This window comes from Sphingomonas sp. KC8, from assembly GCF_002151445.1.
Lineage (GTDB): Bacteria > Pseudomonadota > Alphaproteobacteria > Sphingomonadales > Sphingomonadaceae > Sphingomonas_E.
Window position 1 is genome coordinate 48,715 of the sequence record NZ_CP016306.1, and the last position, 20,551, is coordinate 69,265.

At 65.0% G+C, this 20,551-nt stretch carries 19 protein-coding genes, 1 tRNA gene and 1 pseudogene; 7 read left to right on the forward strand and 14 right to left on the reverse strand.

Going from position 1 to position 20,551, the window contains the following annotated elements; genetic code table 11:
• Positions 1 to 4: 4 nt before the first annotated feature.
• A complete protein-coding gene (gene aroA, locus KC8_RS00260; protein WP_029624491.1) occupies positions 5 to 1,357 on the reverse strand; it encodes a 3-phosphoshikimate 1-carboxyvinyltransferase in 1,353 nt (450 codons plus the stop codon).
• A gap of 116 nt (positions 1,358 to 1,473) precedes the next feature.
• Between aroA and KC8_RS00265 the strand changes: the two genes are divergently transcribed.
• Together KC8_RS00265 and KC8_RS00270 are read left to right on the forward strand one after the other, a co-directional pair.
• Positions 1,474 to 1,791 carry a TIGR02300 family protein gene (locus tag KC8_RS00265; protein ID WP_029624492.1) on the forward strand — a complete coding sequence of 106 codons (318 nt, stop codon included), beginning with the start codon at positions 1,474 to 1,476 and terminating at the stop codon, positions 1,789 to 1,791.
• Positions 1,792 to 1,889: 98 nt separating this feature from the next.
• Positions 1,890 to 1,965, forward strand: a tRNA-Ala gene (locus KC8_RS00270).
• A 255-nt stretch (positions 1,966 to 2,220) separates the two neighbouring features.
• Here KC8_RS00270 and KC8_RS00275 read toward each other — a convergent pair.
• Together KC8_RS00275 and KC8_RS00280 are read right to left on the reverse strand one after the other, a co-directional pair.
• Positions 2,221 to 2,979 carry an arginyltransferase gene (locus KC8_RS00275; RefSeq protein WP_010125228.1) on the reverse strand — a complete coding sequence of 253 codons (759 nt, stop codon included), beginning with the start codon at positions 2,977 to 2,979 and terminating at the stop codon, positions 2,221 to 2,223.
• Between the two features lie 140 nt (positions 2,980 to 3,119).
• Positions 3,120 to 4,361: a threonine ammonia-lyase gene (locus tag KC8_RS00280; protein ID WP_010125229.1), complete on the reverse strand. Its 1,242-nt coding sequence runs from the start codon at positions 4,359 to 4,361 to the stop codon at positions 3,120 to 3,122.
• A 23-nt stretch (positions 4,362 to 4,384) separates the two neighbouring features.
• On the opposite strand from KC8_RS00280, the gene KC8_RS00285 reads away from it, so the two are divergent.
• Both KC8_RS00285 and KC8_RS00290 read left to right on the forward strand, forming a co-directional pair.
• Entirely contained in the window at positions 4,385 to 5,287 is a 903-nt protein-coding gene (locus KC8_RS00285; protein ID WP_335696319.1) for an NAD(P)-dependent oxidoreductase, read from the forward strand.
• Positions 5,284 to 6,941, forward strand: a pseudogene (locus KC8_RS00290) (amidohydrolase). The gene KC8_RS00285 and the pseudogene KC8_RS00290 overlap by 4 nt, the downstream one beginning before the upstream one ends.
• Positions 6,942 to 7,279: 338 nt before the next feature.
• Here KC8_RS00290 and lexA read toward each other — a convergent pair.
• The 9 genes from lexA to KC8_RS00335 form a co-directional block, all read right to left on the reverse strand.
• Positions 7,280 to 7,951, reverse strand: coding sequence for a transcriptional repressor LexA (gene lexA, locus KC8_RS00295; RefSeq protein ID WP_010125231.1), 672 nt, complete (start codon positions 7,949 to 7,951; stop codon positions 7,280 to 7,282).
• A gap of 54 nt (positions 7,952 to 8,005) precedes the next feature.
• A complete protein-coding gene (locus tag KC8_RS00300; RefSeq protein ID WP_010125232.1) occupies positions 8,006 to 9,193 on the reverse strand; it encodes a molybdopterin molybdotransferase MoeA in 1,188 nt (395 codons plus the stop codon).
• The gene (moaC, locus tag KC8_RS00305; protein ID WP_010125234.1) at positions 9,190 to 9,666 is read right to left on the reverse strand and encodes a cyclic pyranopterin monophosphate synthase MoaC; all 477 of its coding nucleotides are present in this window, start codon (positions 9,664 to 9,666) and stop codon (positions 9,190 to 9,192) included. The genes KC8_RS00300 and moaC overlap by 4 nt, the downstream gene beginning before the upstream one ends.
• Complete coding sequence (gene trpC, locus KC8_RS00310) at positions 9,663 to 10,457, reverse strand: indole-3-glycerol phosphate synthase TrpC (RefSeq protein ID WP_029624493.1); 795 nt, start codon at positions 10,455 to 10,457, stop codon at positions 9,663 to 9,665. The genes moaC and trpC overlap by 4 nt, the downstream gene beginning before the upstream one ends.
• Complete coding sequence (trpD, locus tag KC8_RS00315; protein WP_010125238.1) at positions 10,454 to 11,449, reverse strand: anthranilate phosphoribosyltransferase; 996 nt, start codon at positions 11,447 to 11,449, stop codon at positions 10,454 to 10,456. Before trpD ends, trpC begins: the two co-directional genes overlap by 4 nt.
• Positions 11,446 to 12,033 (reverse strand): anthranilate synthase component II, encoded by a 588-nt coding sequence (locus KC8_RS00320; RefSeq protein ID WP_010125239.1) that lies wholly within the window; start codon positions 12,031 to 12,033, stop codon positions 11,446 to 11,448. Before KC8_RS00320 ends, trpD begins: the two co-directional genes overlap by 4 nt.
• Before the next feature lie 39 nt (positions 12,034 to 12,072).
• Positions 12,073 to 12,261, reverse strand: coding sequence for a hypothetical protein (locus tag KC8_RS00325; protein ID WP_010125241.1), 189 nt, complete (start codon positions 12,259 to 12,261; stop codon positions 12,073 to 12,075).
• Between the two features lie 73 nt (positions 12,262 to 12,334).
• Complete coding sequence (gene trpE / locus KC8_RS00330) at positions 12,335 to 13,846, reverse strand: anthranilate synthase component I (RefSeq protein ID WP_010125242.1); 1,512 nt, start codon at positions 13,844 to 13,846, stop codon at positions 12,335 to 12,337.
• Positions 13,843 to 15,768: a peptidyl-prolyl cis-trans isomerase gene (locus KC8_RS00335; RefSeq protein WP_010125244.1), complete on the reverse strand. Its 1,926-nt coding sequence runs from the start codon at positions 15,766 to 15,768 to the stop codon at positions 13,843 to 13,845. The genes trpE and KC8_RS00335 overlap by 4 nt, the downstream gene beginning before the upstream one ends.
• Before the next feature lie 111 nt (positions 15,769 to 15,879).
• Here KC8_RS00335 and tpiA point away from each other — a divergent pair, with 111 nt between their 5' ends.
• The 3 genes from tpiA (at position 15,880) to KC8_RS00350 (ending at position 18,774) form a co-directional block, all read left to right on the forward strand.
• On the forward strand, positions 15,880 to 16,623 hold the full coding sequence (tpiA, locus tag KC8_RS00340) for a triose-phosphate isomerase (protein ID WP_029624494.1): 744 nt from the start codon (positions 15,880 to 15,882) through the stop codon (positions 16,621 to 16,623).
• An 83-nt stretch (positions 16,624 to 16,706) separates the two neighbouring features.
• Positions 16,707 to 18,350 (forward strand): ATP-binding protein, encoded by a 1,644-nt coding sequence (locus KC8_RS00345; RefSeq protein WP_010125248.1) that lies wholly within the window; start codon positions 16,707 to 16,709, stop codon positions 18,348 to 18,350.
• A gap of 37 nt (positions 18,351 to 18,387) precedes the next feature.
• On the forward strand, positions 18,388 to 18,774 hold the full coding sequence (locus tag KC8_RS00350) for a DoxX family protein (protein ID WP_010125250.1): 387 nt from the start codon (positions 18,388 to 18,390) through the stop codon (positions 18,772 to 18,774).
• Between the two features lie 47 nt (positions 18,775 to 18,821).
• Here KC8_RS00350 and purN read toward each other — a convergent pair whose 3' ends face one another.
• Both purN and purM read right to left on the reverse strand, forming a co-directional pair.
• Complete coding sequence (purN, locus tag KC8_RS00355; RefSeq protein WP_010125251.1) at positions 18,822 to 19,400, reverse strand: phosphoribosylglycinamide formyltransferase; 579 nt, start codon at positions 19,398 to 19,400, stop codon at positions 18,822 to 18,824.
• Positions 19,393 to 20,499, reverse strand: a complete 1,107-nt coding sequence (gene purM / locus KC8_RS00360) for a phosphoribosylformylglycinamidine cyclo-ligase (protein ID WP_010125253.1) — start codon at positions 20,497 to 20,499, stop codon at positions 19,393 to 19,395. The genes purN and purM overlap by 8 nt, the downstream gene beginning before the upstream one ends.
• Positions 20,500 to 20,551: the final 52 nt, after the last annotated feature.

The following is a 20,551-nucleotide window of genomic DNA, read 5'->3' on the forward strand; positions in this document are numbered from 1 at the left end:
TGAATCACACAAGCCTCGTGGTTTGAACCTCGGCCTTGAGAGTGGCTAACATAGCCGCGAAGCCGGGGAAACTGGTGTCCACGGGCGACATGTCGTCGATCAACACGGGCGCGGCGGAAACCAGACCGGCGATGGCGAAACTCATGGCGATGCGATGATCGAGCCGGGCGGCGATGGTGGCGCCGCCGCCAAGCGGATCGCCATCGGTGCCGTCGACGATGAGGCCATCTTCCAATTCTTCAACCGTTGCGCCGATCGCGCGCAGCCCTTCGGCCATCACCGCGATTCGATCCGATTCCTTCACACGCAGTTCTTCCAGCCCGCGCATCACCGTGCGCCCCCTGGCGAGGGCGGCGGCCACGAACAGGATCGGATATTCGTCGATCATGCTGGGTGCGATATCGGGGGGCACCTCGATGCCGGTAAGCGGTGAATGGCAGACGACCAGATCGGCGACGGGTTCGCCGCCGACAACGCGTTCGTTGACGAAGCGGATGTCCCCGCCCATCGCCTTCAGCACCGTGAAGAGGCCGGAACGCGTGGGGTTGAGGCCGACATTCTCGACCGTGACGACCGATCCCGGAACAAGCAGGGCGGCGACAACCGGGAATGCAGCCGACGAAGGATCGCCGGGTACGGTGATGGCCTGCGGCTTGAGTTCGGCCTCGCCGCGAATCGCGATGATGCGGGTGCCGTTCGATTCTTCCTCAACCGTCAGGTCAACGCCGAAACCCGTCAGCATCCGTTCGCTGTGATCGCGCGTGGGTACGGGTTCGATGACGCGGGTGATGCCGGGGGTGTTGAGGGCGGCCAGCAGAATTGCCGATTTCACCTGTGCGGATGCCACCGGCAGGCGATATTCGATCGGCACGGCCGGGCAGAGGCCGCGCACCATGAGAGGCAACCGCCCGCCGGGACTGGCGGTAAATTCAGCGCCCATCAGACCGAGCGGTTCCGTCACGCGGCCCATCGGCCGTTTCGACAAAGACGCATCGCCGGTGAATGTCGTGGTGATCGGATGGGTGGCGACCAAACCCATCAGCAGCCGGGTCGATGTGCCGGAATTGCCCATTTCCAGCGCGGTCTGCGGCTGGAGCAATCCGCCGACGCCAACGCCGTGGATGCGCCATTTGCCATCGTCATTGCGGCTGATATCGGCGCCCATCGCCCGCATCGCGGCGGCCGTGGCGAGGACGTCTTCGCCCTCCAGCAGCCCTTCGACGACGCTTTCGCCGACGGCCAATGCCGATAGCATCAGCGAGCGATGCGAAATCGACTTGTCCCCGGGCACGCGGACGCGGCCTTGCAAAGGGCATGGAGCGGAGAAAGCGGTGGGGGTGGGCAGGGGGCTATTCATCGGACGCGGCTTTTGACAGCGGCCCCCCGCTATGGCAAGGCGCGCGGCGTTTCGCGCTTGATCCGATCCGGTTCGAGGGCGCTTTTCCAATACCTTTTCGTATGGAGTCTCACACCGTGGTGAAACCTGAATGGGGCACCAAGCGGACTTGCCCGAAATGCGGCACCCGCTTTTACGATCTTGGCAAGGAAGACCCCGTCACCTGCATCGAATGCGGTACGGCGTGGGAACCCGATCCTATCCTGAAGTCCAAGCAGCCGCTGCCGTTCGATGCGCCGAAGAAGGTGGCGGACGAGGAGAAGGTCGATTCCGATCTGTCCGATGACGATCTGGATATCGACGAGGATGCCGAACCCAGCCCGGATGACGATGTCGATCTGGGTGGCGACGACGATATCGGCGTCGCAACCGGTGGTGACGACGACGAGAATTAAAAAAATTCGTTAGAATGTCACATTGAACTTGCAGGGGTGCGCGACCCGTTCTAAAGGCCGCGCACCCCGCCGGACCCACCCGGCGGAAAAAATGGAACGGGGCCGTAGCTCAGCTGGGAGAGCGTCGCAATGGCATTGCGAAGGTCAGGGGTTCGATCCCCCTCGGCTCCACCATTTTATTGAAATTCCCAGGTTTCTGGATGTTCGACCGATGCGATGGTGCGCAGGCACGATCTCCGGTCCGATCCCGCCGCACGAGCGGTGACCCCAAATTCGATCTGTCATGTACAGGTGACCTGCGGCACGCAGACGAGCAGCTGATTGCTGCCATGGCACTGCCATCTCGCCCGTCATGTGCTGCGCATGGCGAAAATGGTGACGTGATGATTCGTGACTGGTGCGCCAGGGCTTGATTAGTGTGGGCCGCCGTCAGGCGAGCACGGCATCCAGCATCATGGCCGGAGCAGATTCGGGTTCGAAACGCGTCCAGCCGCCCGAGCCCAGCCGTTCCATCGGCTGAAAGCGGATCTTATACTGCATTCGCGCCGATCCCTTCACCCAATAGCCGAGATAGACGAAGGGAAGCCCTGCTTGGGACGCGCGGATGATGTGGTCGAGAATGATGTAGGTGCCCAGCCCCGATCGTTCCGGCGAATCGGCGTCGAAGAAGCTGTAGATCATCGACAATCCGTCAGCCTGCTGATCGCTGAGGCATGCCCCGACCAGCGTGCCTTCTGGATCGCGATATTCAATGACATAGGTGCTGACGGGCGTCTGCTCGACCATGTCGGCGAAATCGAGATCATCCATTTCGGCCATGCCGCCGCCGGGGTGGCGCGCGGCCAGATAGCGACGCAGCAGATCGAACTGTTCTTCGGTCGTCCAAGGCTTGCACGCCGTGACGGTGAGATCGGAATTGCGGCGGATCAGTTTGCGCTGGCTGGCATTGGGGCGAAATTCACCCGCGACGACGCGCACCGAAACGCAGGCCGCGCAATCAACGCAACTGGGCCGATAGGCGACATTCTGGCTGCGCCGGAAACCGATGCGTCCAAGCGCGTCATTCAGCTCCGTCGCATGCGGCCCAGAAAGCTCCGTAAAGACCTTTCGCTCCGTCTTGCCCGGCAAATACGGGCAGGGCGAGGGCGTCGTGACGAAGAAGCGCGGAAAACGGAATGGTGCGCTCACGGCGTGCCCTGATCCACACGGGCCGCCCCCCGTGGGTAGCCTCGATCACAGGAGTATGCAGTCAGCCCGGAAATATGAAAAGGGCGTTAACCGTCAAAAGAGGGTTAAGAGTCGCCACGCTGGAAATGCGCCATAACCATTCAGGCGGGTTCCACCGGAGTCACTTCATAGCCACCTTCGGACAGCGCCGCGACCAGCCGGGTTAGGTGGGCGCGATCCCGGGTTTCGCACTCGATATCGGCGATCAGCCCCTTCGCCGGCAGCGTGGTGAACACGCGCTGGTGATAGACTTCGATGATGTTCGCCTGCTGTTCATCGAAGATGCGCGCCACATGGAACAGCGCGCCCGGCCGATCCTGCAGGCGGATGCGCAGGCGGGCCAGCCGCCCCGACCGTGCCAGATCGCGCAGCAAGACATTGGCAAGCAGACGAGTGTCGATATTGCCGCCGCACAGCACGACGCCGACCGTACGGCCCGCAAACTGATCCTTATGTGCAAGCAACGCGGCCAGGCCGGCCGCGCCGGCGCCTTCGGCAACCGTCTTTTCGATCTGAAGCAGCAGCGAAACAGCCTCTTCGAGATCGCGTTCGGACACCAGCACCATATCATCAACGATTTCGCGGATGATGCCGGATGTGATCGTTCCGGGTTCCTTGACGGCGATGCCTTCGGCCAGCGTGTCGCCTCCGATCGGCAGGTTGGTGCCGTTGATCCGGTTGTACATCGACGGGAACAGTTCGGCCTGAACGCCGATTACGCGGATCGGGCGTTCCTGCGCCTTGGCCACGACGGCGCAGCCCGAGATCAGGCCGCCGCCGCCGATGGGCACGGCGATCGTATCGATATCCGGCGCGTCGGCGAACATTTCGAGCGCGACCGTGCCCTGGCCCGCGATGATTGCGGGATCATCGAACGGATGGACGAACGTCAGCCCGCGCTCTTCTGATACGATCAGCGCATGGGCATAGGCATCGTCGAAACGTTCGCCGGTCAGGATGACGGTGGCGCCATGCCCTTCGGTTTGGGATACTTTCACGGTCGGCGTGGATTTCGGCATCACGATGGTGACGGGAATGCCAAGCCGCGCGCCATGATAGGCCAGGCCCTGTGCGTGATTGCCGGCGGACGCAGCGATCACACCCCGGTTGCGCGCGGTTTCATCGAGCTGGAGCAGCTTGTTGAGCGCGCCGCGTTCTTTGTAGGCTGCCGTGAACTGAAGATTTTCGAACTTCAGATAGACCTTCGCACCCGTCAGGTTCGACAGCGTCTTGCTAAGCAAGGTCGGTGTGCGGACGATGCTGTCGCCAATCCGCTTATGCGCCGCCTCGACATCTGCGATGGAGACGGGGAGCGGGGTGGATGTGTGCGCTGCGGTTGCCATGATGGCCGCGGCCTCTAGCCCATCTGGCGGATCAGCGAAACCATGGTTATGCCTCTCCCATGGCAAAGGTAGCATTCATCGGCCTCGGCGTCATGGGGCGCGCGATCGCCCGTCACCTGCTGGACGCAGGGCACGGCGTGACCGTTTACAACCGGACGACAAGCAAGGCGGAGGCATGGGTCGCGGCGCATGGCGGCCAGTGGGCGCCCACGGCGGCGGCAGCGGCGGCGGACGCCGATGCGGTATTCACCTGCGTCGGCGCCGATCCCGATCTTGAGGCGGTCACGCTGCGGGGGGACGGATGTTTCCGTACGATGAAAAAGGGCGCCTTGCTGGTGGATCATACCACCGCATCCGCGCGGATTGCGCGTCAGCTGGCGGTGGAAGGGCGGGATCGCGGCTTTCTGGTGGTCGATGCGCCGGTATCCGGCGGGCAGGCCGGCGCGGAAGCGGGCAAGCTTTCGATCATGTGCGGCGGATCGGACAAAGCCTTTGCCAGCGCCGAACCGCTGATGAAGGCCTATTCGACGCGGATCGTGCATGTCGGCGTTGCCGGCGCCGGCCAGCAGGCCAAGATGGTCAATCAGATATGTATTGCCGGCACGATGCAGGCGATCGCGGAAGGCCTGCGTTTTGCGCAGGCCGCGGAACTCGATCTTGATAAAGTGTTCGAAGCGGTATCGGCCGGCGCCGCATCGAGCTGGTATTTCGTCAACCGCTGGAAAGCGATGGCGGCTGAAGAGTTTGACGAAGGCTTTGCCGTCGATTGGATGCGAAAAGATCTCGGTCTTGCGCTGGATGAGGCCCGGAACAATGGGGCGACCCTGCCGGCGGCCGCGCTGATCGATCAATTTTATGCCGAGGTGCAGGCGATGGGGGCCGGGCGGCAGGATCTTTCGGCGCTGGTGCGGCGTATCAAACGATGAGCCAACGGCAGGTGCGCCTCGCAGGCGCGATGGCGGCCCTTGCGCTGGTGGCGGGGCCTGCACTGGCCGATGGCCTGGTTGATAATGTCAACGGCTATACGATCGCCAAAGACGGCACGGTGGAACGCTTCACCGGGTTGGTGATCGACAATGAGGGCAAGGTCGCCCACTTGCTGCAGGGCAAGGATAAGCGGCCCGAAAAACTCGATTACAAGCTCGACGGGCAGGGGCCACGCTGATCCCCGGCCTGATCGATTCGCACGGCCATGTGATGGCGCTGGGATTTCGGGCGCTACACCTCGATCTGTCGGACGCGCGCACGCTGGAAGAGGCACAGGACAAGCTGCGCCAATGGGCGCGCGATAATCCCAGCCAGCGCTGGATTGTCGGCGGGGGATGGAATCAGGAGCGCTGGGGGCTGGGACGTTTCCCGACAGCTGCCGATATTGATGCGGCCGTCGCCGATCGGCCGGTGTGGTTGATCCGCGTTGACGGGCATGCGGGCGTGGCCAACAGCGCGGCCATGGCCAAAGCCGGAATTGGCCCGAAAACGACCGTATCTGCGGGGGGGCGGATCGAACTGGCGGGGGGCAAGCCGACCGGCATGTTCATCGATGCGGCAATGGGGCTGGTGGACAAGGCGATCCCGGCGCCGCAGCCACTCGAACGGGATCTGGCGTTTACTAGGGCGCAGGAAATCCTGGTCCAGAATGGCATCACGGCCGTTGCCGATATGGGCACGACCGTCGATGATTGGGCCGTGATGCGGCGATCGGGCGATATGGGGCGGCTGCGCGTGCGCATCCTGTCTTACGCTTATGGCATTGAACCGCTGGTATCGATTGCCGGCACCGGGCCGACACCATGGCTATATGGCGGCCGATTGCGGATGATCGGCGTCAAGCTGATCGAAGATGGCGCGCTGGGTTCACGCGGCGCGTGGCTGAAGGCGGATTATGCCGACGCGGCAGGACAGCGCGGCCTGAATCTGCTGGGCGACGCAAAACTCAAGAATCTCGCCAGCCGCGCGGCGATGGATGGTTTCCAGGTGGCGATCCACGCGATCGGCGATGCCGCCAACACCCAGACGCTGGATGCAATCGAGGAACTGGCCGGAACCTATAAGGGCGATCGGCGCTGGCGGATCGAGCATGCCCAGATTGTTGATCCGGCAGACCTGCCACGTTTTGGCCGCAACGGCATCATCGCGTCGATGCAGCCCGTCCACCAGACCAGCGATCGGGCGATGACCGAAGCAAGGCTCGGTCCATCGCGGCTGGCGGGGGCCTATGCGTGGTCGTCGATGCTCAAGGCCGGGGCGAAACTGGCCTTTGGCTCAGACTTTCCGGTTGAAAATCCGGATCCATTTGCGGGGCTGGCGGCTGCCATCAGCCGCGAGGATGCCGCCGGGCAGCCGCAAGGCGGATGGATGCCCGACCAGAAACTGACGATGCCCCAGGCGCTGGCGGCTTTTACCCGCGATGCGGCGTTCGCTGGATTCGCGGACGATCGCATCGGCACGCTTGAGGCGGGCCGCTACGCTGATTTCATCCTGCTTGATCGCGATATTTTCGTGTCTTCCCCCGCAGAAGTGCGGGGCACGAAAGTGATGGAGACGTGGATAGGCGGCAAGCGCCTGTGGGTGCGGAAGTAAGGTCAGCGCCGATGCAGGCGCGCCATCGCTGCGGCGGCGACCTGTGCGCGATGGGCCTGACAACCGACTGGCCCCGCGCCTGCCTGCTCAACGAGGACGGGATTGGCCGTTGCGGACACGGCAATCGCTGAAAAGGCGGTTGCGGATCATGTGCGACCGTCGGTTGGGGGAAGCGCGCGAGCATTTCGAATGGGCCGGCCAAATCGAGCGCGGATAGGCGAGCGGGGTTATGGGGATCATGCTTCTCGGCGGTGACCGACCCTGAAAGTGATCGACCTTGGCCGTGCCAGTCACGCAAACGTGGCAAAATGCCTGGTCCGGCGTTGCCGGAAAGGCGTTTAGTAACGCCGCAACAGCCCGGCCAGCTTGCCCTGTACGCGAATCTGGTTGGGGCGGTAGCGCATCGGATCATAAGCACGGTTTGCAGGATCGAGCCGGACCATCGCGCCTTCGCGGCGGAAATATTTGAGCGTCGCTTCGCTATCCTCGATCAGCGCGACGACGATTTCACCGTCGCGGGCGCTGTCGGTGCGGCGGATCAGCGCGAAATCTCCGTCGAGAATTCCGGCTTCGACCATCGAATCGCCCGACACTTCCAGCGCATAATGTTCGCCGGGGCCGAGCAGGGCAGCGGGCACAGCAAGCGACGTCTGCCCTTCCAGCGCTTCGATCGGCAGGCCGGCGGCGATGCGGCCGTGGAGCGGAATTTCCAGCACATCATTGGCCGCCATCGGCGGGCTGACCGGCGTGGTTGGTTTGGCAGCCGATGGCTGGACCGGGGTGGGAGCGGCAGTCCGTTCGGGCATTCGCAGCACTTCGAGCGCGCGGGCACGATTGGGCAGGCGACGAATGAAGTTGCGTTCTTCCAGCGCGCTGATCAGGCGGTGGACGCCCGACTTCGATTTGAGGTCCAGCGCTTCCTTCATCTCTTCGAACGACGGCGACACGCCGGTATCGGCGAGGCGATCGTGGATGAAGCAGAGCAGTTCATGTTGCTTGCGCGTGAGCATGGCGAACCCCGACAGGAACGAACGGAGAACGTGTAGGAAACGAACCGGATCTTGTCAAGCGATGGTCAAGATCTCGACAATGTCGCCATTGTTGGCGGCTGCAGAGAAAGGCGGACGAACGATCAGCGCGTCGGCGCGGGACAAGGCTGCAAGCGCCGCGCTGTCCTGTCCAGTCAGCGCCCGGACGCGGGCGCCTGCACGATAGCCGCGCAGAAATTCCATGCGTTTGCCGGTAGCCGGAATTGTTCCGGCGAGGCGGATCGCGCGGCGTTGATCGAACAGACGAGTGCTGCCGCCGAGGTGACGGAGTAAGGGTACGAGGAACAATCGCGCGGTCACATAGGCCGAAACCGGGTTGCCGGGCAGGCCGAGGACGATCGCGTTACCGAGCCGGCCGGCCATCAGCGGCTTGCCCGGCTTCAGCGCGACCCGCCAGAAATCGAGCGAGGCGCCAGCGGCTTCGAGCGCGGGGCGGACAAAATCGCGATCGCCGACCGATGCGCCGCCGGTGGTGACGATGATATTGGCATCGCGCGCGGCGGTGAACGCGGCGACGGTGGCGGCAAGATCATCGGGCACGATGCCGCGATCGTCGATGATGGCGGGAACCTCGGCCGTTATCAGCGCGTGCAGCATTGGCGCGTTGGACGAGGGCAGGCGGACACCGGATGTAGGCGCGCCAGGGGGGACGAGTTCGTCGCCGGTGGAGATTAGCGCGACGCGCGGCTGGCGGCGGACGGGAAGCGCGCCATGGCCGCCGGTGGCAGCGAGCGCGATCTGCGCAGGGCCAATCCGCGCGCCAGCCGGGATCAGTGTTGTGCCCGCGGTGAAATCATTGCCGGCGCGGCGGATGTGCGCGCCCGGACAGGGTGGCCCTTCACCGGCGAGGCGGAGTTGATCGCCATCGCGTGCGGCTTCTTCCTGGATCAGGATCACGTCGGCGCCGACGGGAACTGGTGCGCCGGTGAAGATGCGGGCGGCATCGCCGGGCGCCAGTGTCAGACCGCTATGCGCACCGGCCGCGCTTTCGCCGGTCACGCGCCAGGGGCCAGGCATTTCGGCAAAGCGGATGGCATAGCCGTCCATGGCCGACAAATCGGCGGCGGGCTGGGTGCGCAGCGCGCGGATGTCAGCGGCGGCCCAGCGGCCGAGGGCCGCGACGAGTGGTGCGTGTTCGATATCCAGCGGCGATGCCAGGGCAAGCAAGCGGGCCTGCGCCTCGGCTACGCTGAGCAGGCTCACTCCGCCGTCCAGTCGCCCGATCGCCCGCCCGATTTGGCGAGAAGGCGGATACCATCGATCAGCATCCCGCGATCGAGCGCCTTGGCCATGTCGTAAACGGTGAGGAGAGTTACGGAGACGGCGGTCAACGCTTCCATTTCCACCCCCGTCTGGTGGGTAGTGCGGACGGTGGCGGTGGCGGTGACGCCGTTATCGTCGAGCGCGAGATCGAGCGTGACGCCGGCGATCGGCAGGGGATGGCAGAGCGGGATCAGATCGCTGGTCTTCTTGGCGGCCATGATGCCGGCAATGCGGGCGACGGCGAGGACATCGCCCTTGGTGACCGCGCCGTCGCGGATCGCGGTGGCTGCGCTGGCCGACATCGTGATCCGGCCGGTTGCGGTGGCCGTGCGCGTGGTTGTGTCCTTGCTTGAGACATCAACCATTCGTGCAGCGCCCGCCGCATCGAGATGGGTGAGGCCGCCGCCGCTCATGCGCCGGTCAGCAGTGCGCGGGTTGCGGCTTCCACGTCGGGCTGGCGCATCAGCGATTCTCCAACAAGGAAACAGGCCACGCCGTGGGCGGCCATCGCATCGAGATCAGCCTTTGACCCGAGGCCGCTTTCGGCGACGAAGGTGCACCCGGCCGGGGCGCTGTCGGCGAGTTCGTAGGTCCGCGCGAAATCGACGCTGAAATCGCGCAGATCGCGATTGTTGACGCCGATCAGGCGCGATTTCAGCCGCAGTGCGCGTTCAAATTCGACCGCATCATGCACTTCGACAAGCGCATCCATGCCATATTCGATCGCGGCGGCCTCAATCTCGGCCATCTGGCCATCGTCGAGCGCGGCGGCGATGATCAGGATCGCATCCGCCCCCAGCGCGCGGGCTTCGGCGACCTGCCACGGATCAACCATGAAATCCTTGCGCAGACACGGCAGATCGCAGGCGGCGCGGGCCGCGACGAGATAATCGTCATGCCCCTGGAAATAGGGTTCGTCGGTGAGCACCGACAGACAGGCCGCGCCACCGGCCTGATAGGCGCGGGCATGGGCGGGGGGATCAAAATCCGCGCGGATCAACCCCTTGGACGGGCTGGCTTTCTTGATTTCGGCGATCAGGCCGAAGCCACCGGCGGCGACCTTGGCATCGAGCGCGGCGCGAAAGCCGCGCGGCGCGGACTGCGCCCTGGCGCGCGCTTCGATATCGGCGAGCGAAGTCGTCGCCTTGCGGTGGGCGACATGGACGCGCTTGGCGTCGCAAATTTCAATCAGCTTGTTCATCAGAACGCGATCCAGCAATCGAGCAGAGCCTTGGCAAGCCCCTTGTCGATGGTTTCGGCGGCTTCTTCGACGCCGGCGTGCAGATCGGTGGCATGGCCGGCAACGATGAGCGCGGCAGCCGCATTGAGCAGCACGGCATCGCGATAGGCACCCTGTTCGCCCAGCAGCAGGCGGCGCAGCGCATCGGCGTTATAGACGGCATCACCACCGCGCAGCGCTTCGAGCGGATGACGGGTCAGGCCGGCATCTTCCGGCACGATGCGGATCGCGCCTTCGCCGCACGCACCGATGCGGATCGCGCTGCTGGGACCAGCGATCGACAGTTCATCGAGCGGTTCATCGCCTGCGACCATCATCGCCGATTCCGTACCGATCAGGCGCAGCGCATCGGCATAAACGGGCAGATAATCGGGGCGGGCGACGCCGATCAGCTGGCGGGTGACGCGCGCGGGATTGGCGATCGGGCCGATCAGGTTGAAGATCGTCCGCCGGCCGATCGCGCGGCGCACCGCCGCCAGCCGCTTGAGCGAGGGGTGATGCAACTGGGCGAAGAGAAAGGCGATGCCGAGATCGTTGAGGCTGGCTTCGGCGCGAGCCGAAGCGCGATCGAGATCGAGGCCGAGCGCTTCCAGCGTATCCGACGATCCCGCTTTGGACGATGCGGCACGATTGCCATGCTTGGCAACCGGCACGCCGCACGCCGCGACGACGATCGCGACAGCGGTCGATACGTTCAGGCTGTGCGCGCCATCACCGCCCGTGCCGCACACATCGATCGCGCCGGCCGGTGCGGTGATCGGGATCATGCGTTCGCGCAGGGCCATCGCGGCAGCGGCGATTTCGACACTGGTTTCGTCACGTTCGGCCATCACCGTCAGGAACGCTTGCGCTTCGGCCTCGTTCGCGCGGCCATCGAGCATATCGGCGAAAGCCGCGTGGGCGGTCGCCTGATCGAGCGGCAGATGCGCATCGGGCAGCACGGTGGTGATCGTCATGCCCGTGCCTTTACCGGCACGCCGGCTTCGCGCAGGAAATTGGCGAGCAGATCATGGCCATGTTCGGTGGCGATGCTTTCGGGGTGGAACTGAACGCCGTGGATCGGCAGTTCGCGGTGGCGGAACCCCATGACGACCCCATCCGACGTGTGCGCGTTGACGATCAGATCGGCCGGAATGTCTTCCACCACCAGCGAATGATAGCGGGTCGCGGTGAAGGGCGAGGGGAGACCGGCAAAGACCCCGCTGCCATCATGTTCGATCGCGCTGGTCTTGCCGTGCATCAGTTCGCGGGCGCGGACGACGCGGCCACCAAAATGCTGGCCGATCGACTGATGGCCAAGGCAGACACCCATCAGCGGCCGCCTGTCCGCCGCGCAGGCCGCGACCAGATCGAGCGAGATCCCCGCTTCGTTGGGCGTGCAGGGGCCGGGCGATATCAGGAAGCCGGCGGCTCCGCTCGACAGGGCCTGGCCGACGCTGATCGCGTCGTTGCGGACCACTTCGACCTCGGTTCCCAACTCGCGCAGATAATGGACGAGGTTCCAGGTGAAGCTGTCATAATTGTCGATGACGAGGATCATGCCTCGCGCTTTAGGGGCCTCGGGCGCTTGGGGAAAGCCCTATCCGGCGACCTGCATCAATGCGTGGCCGCCCAGTGCCGCCGCGCCGCCGATCGACACGCCGACCAGCAGCCAGCCGAAGATTTCGACGATCTTGGGATTGGGGCGCTGCGCCTGGCGGTTGCGGCTCGCGCTCGCCAGCACGAAACTGGCCAGCATCCCGTAGGTCAACGCCGCAACTTCAAACATCCGAATCCCGCCCTTCGCGGCTGCAACATGATGTGCGTTCGCTAAGGGCGGGGCATCGACGGCGCAAGCGGGGCTACTGGCCAAACCCCGCTTCTGCGGCACGGCTGATCGCTTCGCGCGCGGCGGCGATCAGTGCACGCGACTTGGCTTCGCATTCGCGCTGTTCATATTCGGGGTCGCTATCGGCGACGATGCCCGCGCCCGCCTGCACATGCATCACCCCGTCCTTCACCACGGCGGTGCGCAGGACGATGCACGAATCCATCGATCCATCGGGGGAGAAATAGCCGACGCCGCCGGCATAAGCGCCACGCGTTTCCGGTTCCAGTTCGGCAATGATCTCGCACGCGCGCACCTTGGGCGAACCGGATACGGTGCCGGCCGGGAAGCCCGCGAACAACGCATCGAGCGCGTCCTTGTCCGGCGATAGCCGGCCGACGACATTCGATACGATGTGCATGACGTGGCTGTATTTTTCGATCGTGTAGCTGTCGGTGACGGTGACGGTGCCGGCTTGGGATACCCGGCCGACATCGTTGCGCCCCAGATCGAGCAGCATCAGATGTTCGGCCCGTTCCTTGGGATCGGCGAGCAGGGAATCGCGGTTGGCGGCATCTTCGGCGGCGGTGCGCCCGCGCGGTCGGGTGCCGGCGATCGGCCGGATCGTCACTTCGCCGTCGCGCGCGCGGACCAGGATTTCGGGCGACGAACCGATGATCGCAAAGCCGGGCATGTCGAGGAAATAGAGGAATGGCGACGGATTGATCCGCCGCAAGGCCCGATAGAGATCGAACGGCGGCAGCGGGAACGGCGCCGAAAAACGCTGGGCAAGCACCACCTGAAAGATATCGCCGGCCGCGATATAATCCTTCGCGGTCAGCACCATATCGCGGTAGCGATCGGCAGAAACGGCCGGTTCGGGCGTGATATCGGGCAGATCGGCAGGCACCGCCGCGCGCGCGGGCAGGGCAGCGGCAAGGCGCGCCGCCACGCTTTCGATCCGTTCGTTGGCGAGGGCCACGGCCATATCGGCGTCGACGCCGGTATCGGGCCATAGCGGAGCGACCAGGAACAGTTCGTCCGCCAGCCGATCGAACACCAGGATCAGCGTCGGCCGCACGAACAGCATATCCGGCAGACCCAGCGGGTTGGCCGGCGGGCGTGGCAGTTTTTCCACCAGCCCGACCGTTTCATAGGCAAAATAGCCGACAAGGCAGGCGAGCGCGGACGGCAGGCCTTCGGGCACATCCATCCGGCAGGCGGCGACGAGCGCGCGCATCGCCGTCAGCGTGTCGGCTTCGCACGGTTCGAACGCGGCCTTGTCGGTCAGCCATGCCCGGTTGATCGCCGCCGACATGCCTTCGGCCCGGAACACCAGATCGGGGGCAAGGCCGAGCAGGGTATAACGCCCGCGCGCAGCCCCGCCTTCCACCGATTCCAGCAGGAAATCGCCACGGCCGGGTTCGATCAGCTTGAGCGCCGCCGCGATCGGCGTGTCCACATCGGCGATCTGCCGGCGCCATACCAACGCCGGCCGGCCCCCGCGCAGGCACGCCGCAGCCGCTGCATCCTGCGTCGGATTCACTGGTCCTGACCGCTCAATTCGGCCTTCAGCGCGGTGATCGCCTTGTCGTTGCGCTTGACGCCGATTTCCTTCGATGCCGCGGCAATGAACTGCTGGATATATTCGTCGCCCACGCTGCGCGAAAAATCACGGCGCAGCGAATTGACGAGGCCGGGTTCCTTGCGGGCATCGCCGGGGACGATTTCGGCCAGGTGGACAACGAACCAGCCGGCGTTGTTCGGTGCGGCCAGCACGCGGATTTCGCCCTTCTTCATGCCGAACATCAATTTGAGCGGAGCGGGCGCCGGGCGATCGTTGCGCATCATATCCATCTGCCGCGCGCCGGCCTTGGCGGGGGGCGCCAGCCGAACCGGCGCCTGCGCGAAGGCATCCGCCAACGCCGTGCCGCCCTTGGCTTTGGCGAGAATCGCATCGGCGATGGCGCGGGCCTGCTTGGCCGCGCGCTCAGCCTGGATCGATGCCACGACCGCATCGCGAACGCGCGCAAGAGGTGCTGGCGCCGCAGCGATCACCTGCGACACGGCGACCAGGGCATAACGCTGGTTGGCGACGATCGTTTCGACGACGGGATCTTCGTCGGCCGTCATCTGCGCGGCGAAACGCAGCAGCGCCGGCAGTTCGGGCGCCGGCTTGAAATCCGGCTGGTCGGGCGCGCGGCCATCGGCAAGCAGGGCCGGGGTGGTGACGACGGTCAGGCCACGGGCCTTGACCACATCATCGAAGCTGGACCCATCGGCGATCGAATCTTCGATATCGCTGACCATGTTGGCCACGGCTTCGTCATGCTTCTGCCGGGCCAGCGACGCGGCGATTTCAGCCTTCACGGCCGCCAGCGGACGGGCGGCCTTGGCATCGATCCGGTCAACCTTCACGACATACCAGCCGAGATCCGCCTTGATCGGGCCGGCAACCCCGCCCTGCGGCAGCGCGAATACGGCATCGGCGATCGCCGGCGATGCGGCTTCGGCCAGCGCCGGCCTCGCGACAGTCTGGGCGATGGCCTCGCCACCGGCCTGACGGGCGGCATCGGCGATCGCGCCACCGCCACGCACCTTTGCGGCAAGGGCGTCGGCCGCCTTCTGATCGGGCAGGATCACCTGCGAGATGGCGCGGGTTTCGCTGGCGCCATAGCTTGCGGCGTTGGTTTTGTAGAAAGCGGCAATTTCCGCTTCGGTCGGCGTCGTCGACGTCGGTGCGTTGTCCGCGCCGAACATGGCGTAGCGCAGGACACGCCGTTCCGGGATCGTGAAACGGCCGACATTGGCATTGTAATATGCCGTGATCTCCGCGTCAGTTGGCGCGGCGCCGGCCGGGATGGCGGCGGACGGGACGATGCCGATCAGGCCGCTGCGCTGTTCGAGCAGCAGCGATGCGTTGGGCAGGATGATGCCGTCAGGCGCAACGGTGCCGCCAGCGATCGGGATCAGCATCTGGCGACGCAGGGCATCGGCGGCCATATCGGCGCGCAATTCCCGTTCGGTCATCCGCGCCTGGCCGAGGGCGGCCTCCATCGCGCTGCGTTCGAACTTGCCGGTCGGGCCGAAAAAGGCCTGCGTGCTGGCGATTTCGCCGTCGATCAGCCGATTGCTGACGGTAAGGCCCTGATCACGGCCCCAGGCTTCCAGCGCCTTGAACGAGATGAACTGGTTCAACGTCTGGTCCACGCCACCCTGCGCGGCGAAGGCGGCCATGGTGAATTCCGGGTTGTTGCGCTGTTCCTGGCGCACGATGTTGTCGAGCTGCTTGCGCGCTTCGGTTGCGGAAATCTTCCTGCCATCGATCGTGGCGATATCCGGCCCGCCCTTGTTGCTGCCGTTGACCCAGCTTGGATCGATGCTGGTGACCGCGAATGCGATCAGCACCAGCCCGAACAAGCCCAGTACCAGCCAGGAAGAAAGCGCGTTTCGAAAGAAGGAGATCATCACCGGTCCCGGGGCCATTGCCTAAGATGTCCGCCATAGAGGCGCGGGCTTGCGCCATCAAGCGGGGGGCGCTACGGGCACGGAGACTTTTGAATCTGGAAAGGGGCGATGATGGCGTTGCGCAAGCTGGTGGCCGGCAATTGGAAGATGAATGGGTCGATCGCGGCATTGGCCGAACTGGATGCGATCGCCGCTGCGGCCGTGGCGCATCCGGGCCTTGACGTTGCGATCTGTCCGCCGTTCCCGCTGATTGCGGCGGCGGTGCAGCGCCAGCCGGCGCTGGCGATCGGGGCGCAGGATTGCCATACCGGCACCAGCGGCGCGCATACCGGCGATGTCGCGGCGGGCATGATCGCCGAGATTGGTGGCAAATATGCCATCGTCGGCCATAGTGAACGGCGCGCCGATCATGGCGAAGGCGATGCGCTGGTGCGCGCCAAGGCGGAAGCCGCGATCGCCGCGGGGCTGATCGCGATCGTCTGCGTGGGCGAAACCGAAGCGGAACGGGACGCCGGACAGGCCGTTGCCGTGGTCGAAGGCCAACTGGCCGGATCGGTGCCGCCGGCGGGCAAGGGCGATACTCTGGTCGTGGCGTATGAGCCGGTTTGGGCGATCGGCACCGGCCGGACGCCGTCGACCGCAGATGTGGGCGAAATGCACGCCGCGATCCGCGCGAAGCTGGCCGCGCTGCTGGGCGCGGAGGGCGCCAAGGTGCGGATCCTGTATGGCGGATCGGTGAAGCCTAGCAATGCGGGCGAACTGATGGCGGTGGCCGATGTGGACGGCGCGCTGGTCGGCGGAGCGAGCCTGACGGCGGCGCAGTTCGTGCCGATCATCGAAGGGGCGGCCGGCTGAAAAAATACAGGGTGAACGGCGCAATCACCGTTTTCCGACTATAATCATCAAGCGGACGAAGACGAGGTTGCAGGCACAGCGCGATGATGACCGACCTGCTTCGTCCGTTTTTTGATGGAAGCTACGCCCCGCATGGCTATTGCCTGCTGTGGCAGCCCGAGCTGATCTGGACGCATGTCATCACCGACACGCTGATCGCCGGGGCCTATTTTTCGATCCCGCTGGTGCTGATCGTGATGATCCGCCGCCGCGCCGACATCGCCTTTGGCTGGGTGTTCTGGCTGTTCGCAATGTTCATCACCGCGTGCGGCGTGACGCATGTGATGGGCATCTGGACGCTGTGGAACGGCAATTACGGGGTCGAAGCACTGGTCAAGGTGGTGACGGCGGTCGTTTCGGTCGCAACGGCCATTACATTGTGGCCGCTTCTGCCCAAGGTGATCGCGCTGCCATCCCCGAAGATGTTGCGCGTCGCCAACGCCGAACTGGCGGCAACCATTGCCGAACGCGATGCCGCATTGGTGCGGATGCACGAAGAAATGACGCAACGGGAACTGGCTGAAACGGCGCTGCTGCAAGCCCGCAAGCTGGAAGCGCTGGGGCAATTGAGCGGCGGTATTTCGCATGATTTCAATAATGTATTGCAGGCTGTTGGCGGCAATCTTGAACTGATCGGCCGTGGCAGCCATGATCCCGAGCGCATGGCAAGGTGGACCCGCAACGCCATGAAGGCGGTGCAGCATGGTAAATCGCTGGCCGGACAGATGCTGGCTTTTTCGCGCGTGCAGGCGCTGGCGGTTACGACGGTGACGATCGCGCCGATGGTGGCCGGCATGGCGGATCTGATCCGCGGATCGATCGGTCCGGCCAACCGGCTGGAAATCGACCCGATCGACCCGGCATTGGCGGTGACGACCGATATGGCGCAGATCGAACTGGCCATCCTGAATCTGGCGATCAACGCCCGCGACGCCATGCCGCGTGGAGGCACCCTGCGTGTCGCCGCGCACGCGCGCACAGGCAAGGTCCACGCCGATCTGCCCAAGGGCGATTATGTGGAGATCAGCGTCGCCGATGATGGGGTTGGCATGCTGCCCGAGGTTCTGGATCGCGCGCTGGAGCCGTTCTTCACCACCAAGGCGGTGGGCGAAGGCGCGGGGCTGGGGCTGAGCATGGTATTCGGGGTTGCCCGCCAGTCGGGCGGCACCGTAGCCCTACGATCGCAACCGGGGACGGGGACGGTGGTGAGCCTGTTCCTGCCACGCGTGGCTGCAGTGGCGGCCAATATCGCGGGCGATGATCCGGAATATGGAACGGGCGAGGCAGTGGCGGCCACCCTTGCGGGTCGTAGCATCCTGCTGATCGACGATGACGATGACGTGCGCGCGACCGTGCTGGAAATTCTGTCGGAAGCCGAAGCGCGCGTGATCAGCGCCAATTCGGGCGATGCCGGGTTGCAGCATCTGCGACACATGCGGCCCGATCTGATGATCGTCGATTTCGCGATGCCTGGCATCAACGGCGCTGAAGTCGCAACCCTCGCCCGCGCGACCTGTGTTGGCCTGCCCGTGCTGATCGTGACGGGGCATGCCCGTTCGGCCGAACTGGATGCGGTGGCCGGCCAGGGCGTGGGCGTGTTGCGCAAACCGTTTACCGCCGACGCGCTGATCCGCACGGCCAGCGGGCTGGTATCGGGCCGGCCGAAGGTAGACGCCCGCCCGGCTTGACGGCATACCCATGCCATCAACGGCATGGGAGTGAGGGATGATTGATCTTCGGAACTGGTCGCCGCGCTTGCTCAGCGTGCTGCGGATCGTCAGCGCCTTGCTGTTTTTCGCGCACGGTACGCAGAAGCTGTTCGGTTTTCCGGCGTCGGATATGCACCCGGCGATGTTCACGCTGAGCTGGTTTGCCGGCGTTCTGGAAGTCGGCGGCGGCGCGTTGTTGCTGATCGGCCTGTTCACGCGCCCCGTGGCGTTCCTGCTGTCGGGCCAGATGGCGATCGGCTACTGGCTGGCGCATGCGCCGCAATCGCCGTTCCCGGCCATCAATGGCGGGGATGCGGCGATCCTGTTCTGTTTCATCTTCCTGTATATTGCGGCAGCCGGCCCGGGGCCGTGGAGCGTGGATGCCGCCAAGGGCGCCCGGTGATCTGACGGGCCGTTTCGAACAGGCCCGCCGGATCTGTCTGCGCAGATTTACCGCAGCGTTCGCGCGTAGGTGGTAAGGGCTTGCGGGTAGAGGCGATGTTCTTCCACCAGCACCCGCGCGGCCAGTGCATCGGCCGTATCGCCGGGCAGGATCGGCACGCGGGCCTGCGCCACCACCGGGCCATCATCCAGTTCGGGGGTCACGACATGCACCGAGCAGCCGGCCTCGGCATCGCCCGCCTCAATCGCGCGGGCGTGGGTGTCGAGACCCTTATAGAGCGGCAGCAGCGACGGATGGATATTGAGGATGCGGCCCTGCCACCCGGCAATGAATTCGGGTGAAAGCAGGCGCATATAGCCGGCAAGCGCGATCAATTCGACATCGGCCGCGCGCAGTTCGGCATCGAGCAGGGCGTCGAACTCGGCGCGCTTCATGCCCTTGTGGCTTTTGCCCCATGTCGGCACGCCCGCGTCGGCGGCGAGCGCAAGGCCCGCCGCGTCCTCGACGTTGGAAAGGACGCGAACGACGCGATAAGGGCAATCCGCCGCCTCGCTCGCGCGGACCAGCGATACCATGTTCGAACCGCGCCCCGAGATGAGAATCCCGACGCGGACGCGATCAATCATTATGCGCTGCGGTCCACGCTTCGCGCGCGCTCCATGCGTCGGCCGATCCGGCGACGGTGCAGCCCTTGGCGCCGGATTCGATGTGGCCGATGCGGAACACGGTTTCGCCCGCCGATTCGAGGGCTGTGGAAACCGCGTCGGCATCGTCGGCACGGACGATCACCGCCATGCCGATGCCGCAGTTGAAGGTGCGCGCCATTTCGCCCGGTTCGATATTGCCCTGCGCCTGCAGGAACGCCATCAGCCGCGGCTGCGGCCAGGCATCGGCATTGACCACGGCGTGCAGGCCCTGCGGCAGCACGCGCGGGATATTTTCAAGCAGGCCGCCGCCGGTGATGTGCGCCATCGCCTGCACCTTGCCGGTGCGAACCTGCGGCAGCAGCGACTTCACATAGATGCGCGTGGGCGCGAGCAATGCGTCGATCAGGAGCACATCCTGATCGAACAAAGCCGGGCGATCGAGTTTCCAGCCCTTGTCGGCAGCAAGCCGGCGGACGAGCGAATAGCCGTTGGAATGGACGCCGGACGAAGCGAGGCCGAGAATCACATCGCCATCGGCAACGCGGGTGCCGGTAAGCGCGTCGGCCCGTTCGACCGCGCCGACGCAGAATCCGGCGAGATCATAATCGCCGTCGGCATACATGCCGGGCATTTCAGCGGTTTCGCCGCCGATCAGCGCGCAGCCAGCGATGCGGCACCCATCGGCGATGCCGGCGATGACCCGTTCGGCGACGCCGTTGTCGAGTCGGCCGGTTGCGAAATAATCGAGGAAGAACAGGGGTTCGGCACCCTGGACGATGAGATCGTTGACGCACATCGCGACCAGATCGATGCCGACGCCATCATGCTTGCCGCTGTCGATCGCCAGTTTCAGCTTGGTGCCGACGCCATCGTTCGCGGCGACCAGCAAGGGATCGGTGTAACCCGCTGCCTTGAGATCGAAAAATCCACCAAAGCCGCCAAGATCGGCGTTTGCGCCCGGCCGCGCAGTGGCGCGGGCGAGGGGCGCAATCGCCTTCACAAGGGCGTTGCCGGCGGCGATCGAGACGCCTGCCTTGGCATAGGTGTAGGGGGTGTTGTCGCTGGTGGTATCGCTCATGTTCGCCGGACTAGACATATCGCGCTTGGATTTCCACGCCCAAGTCGCCAAA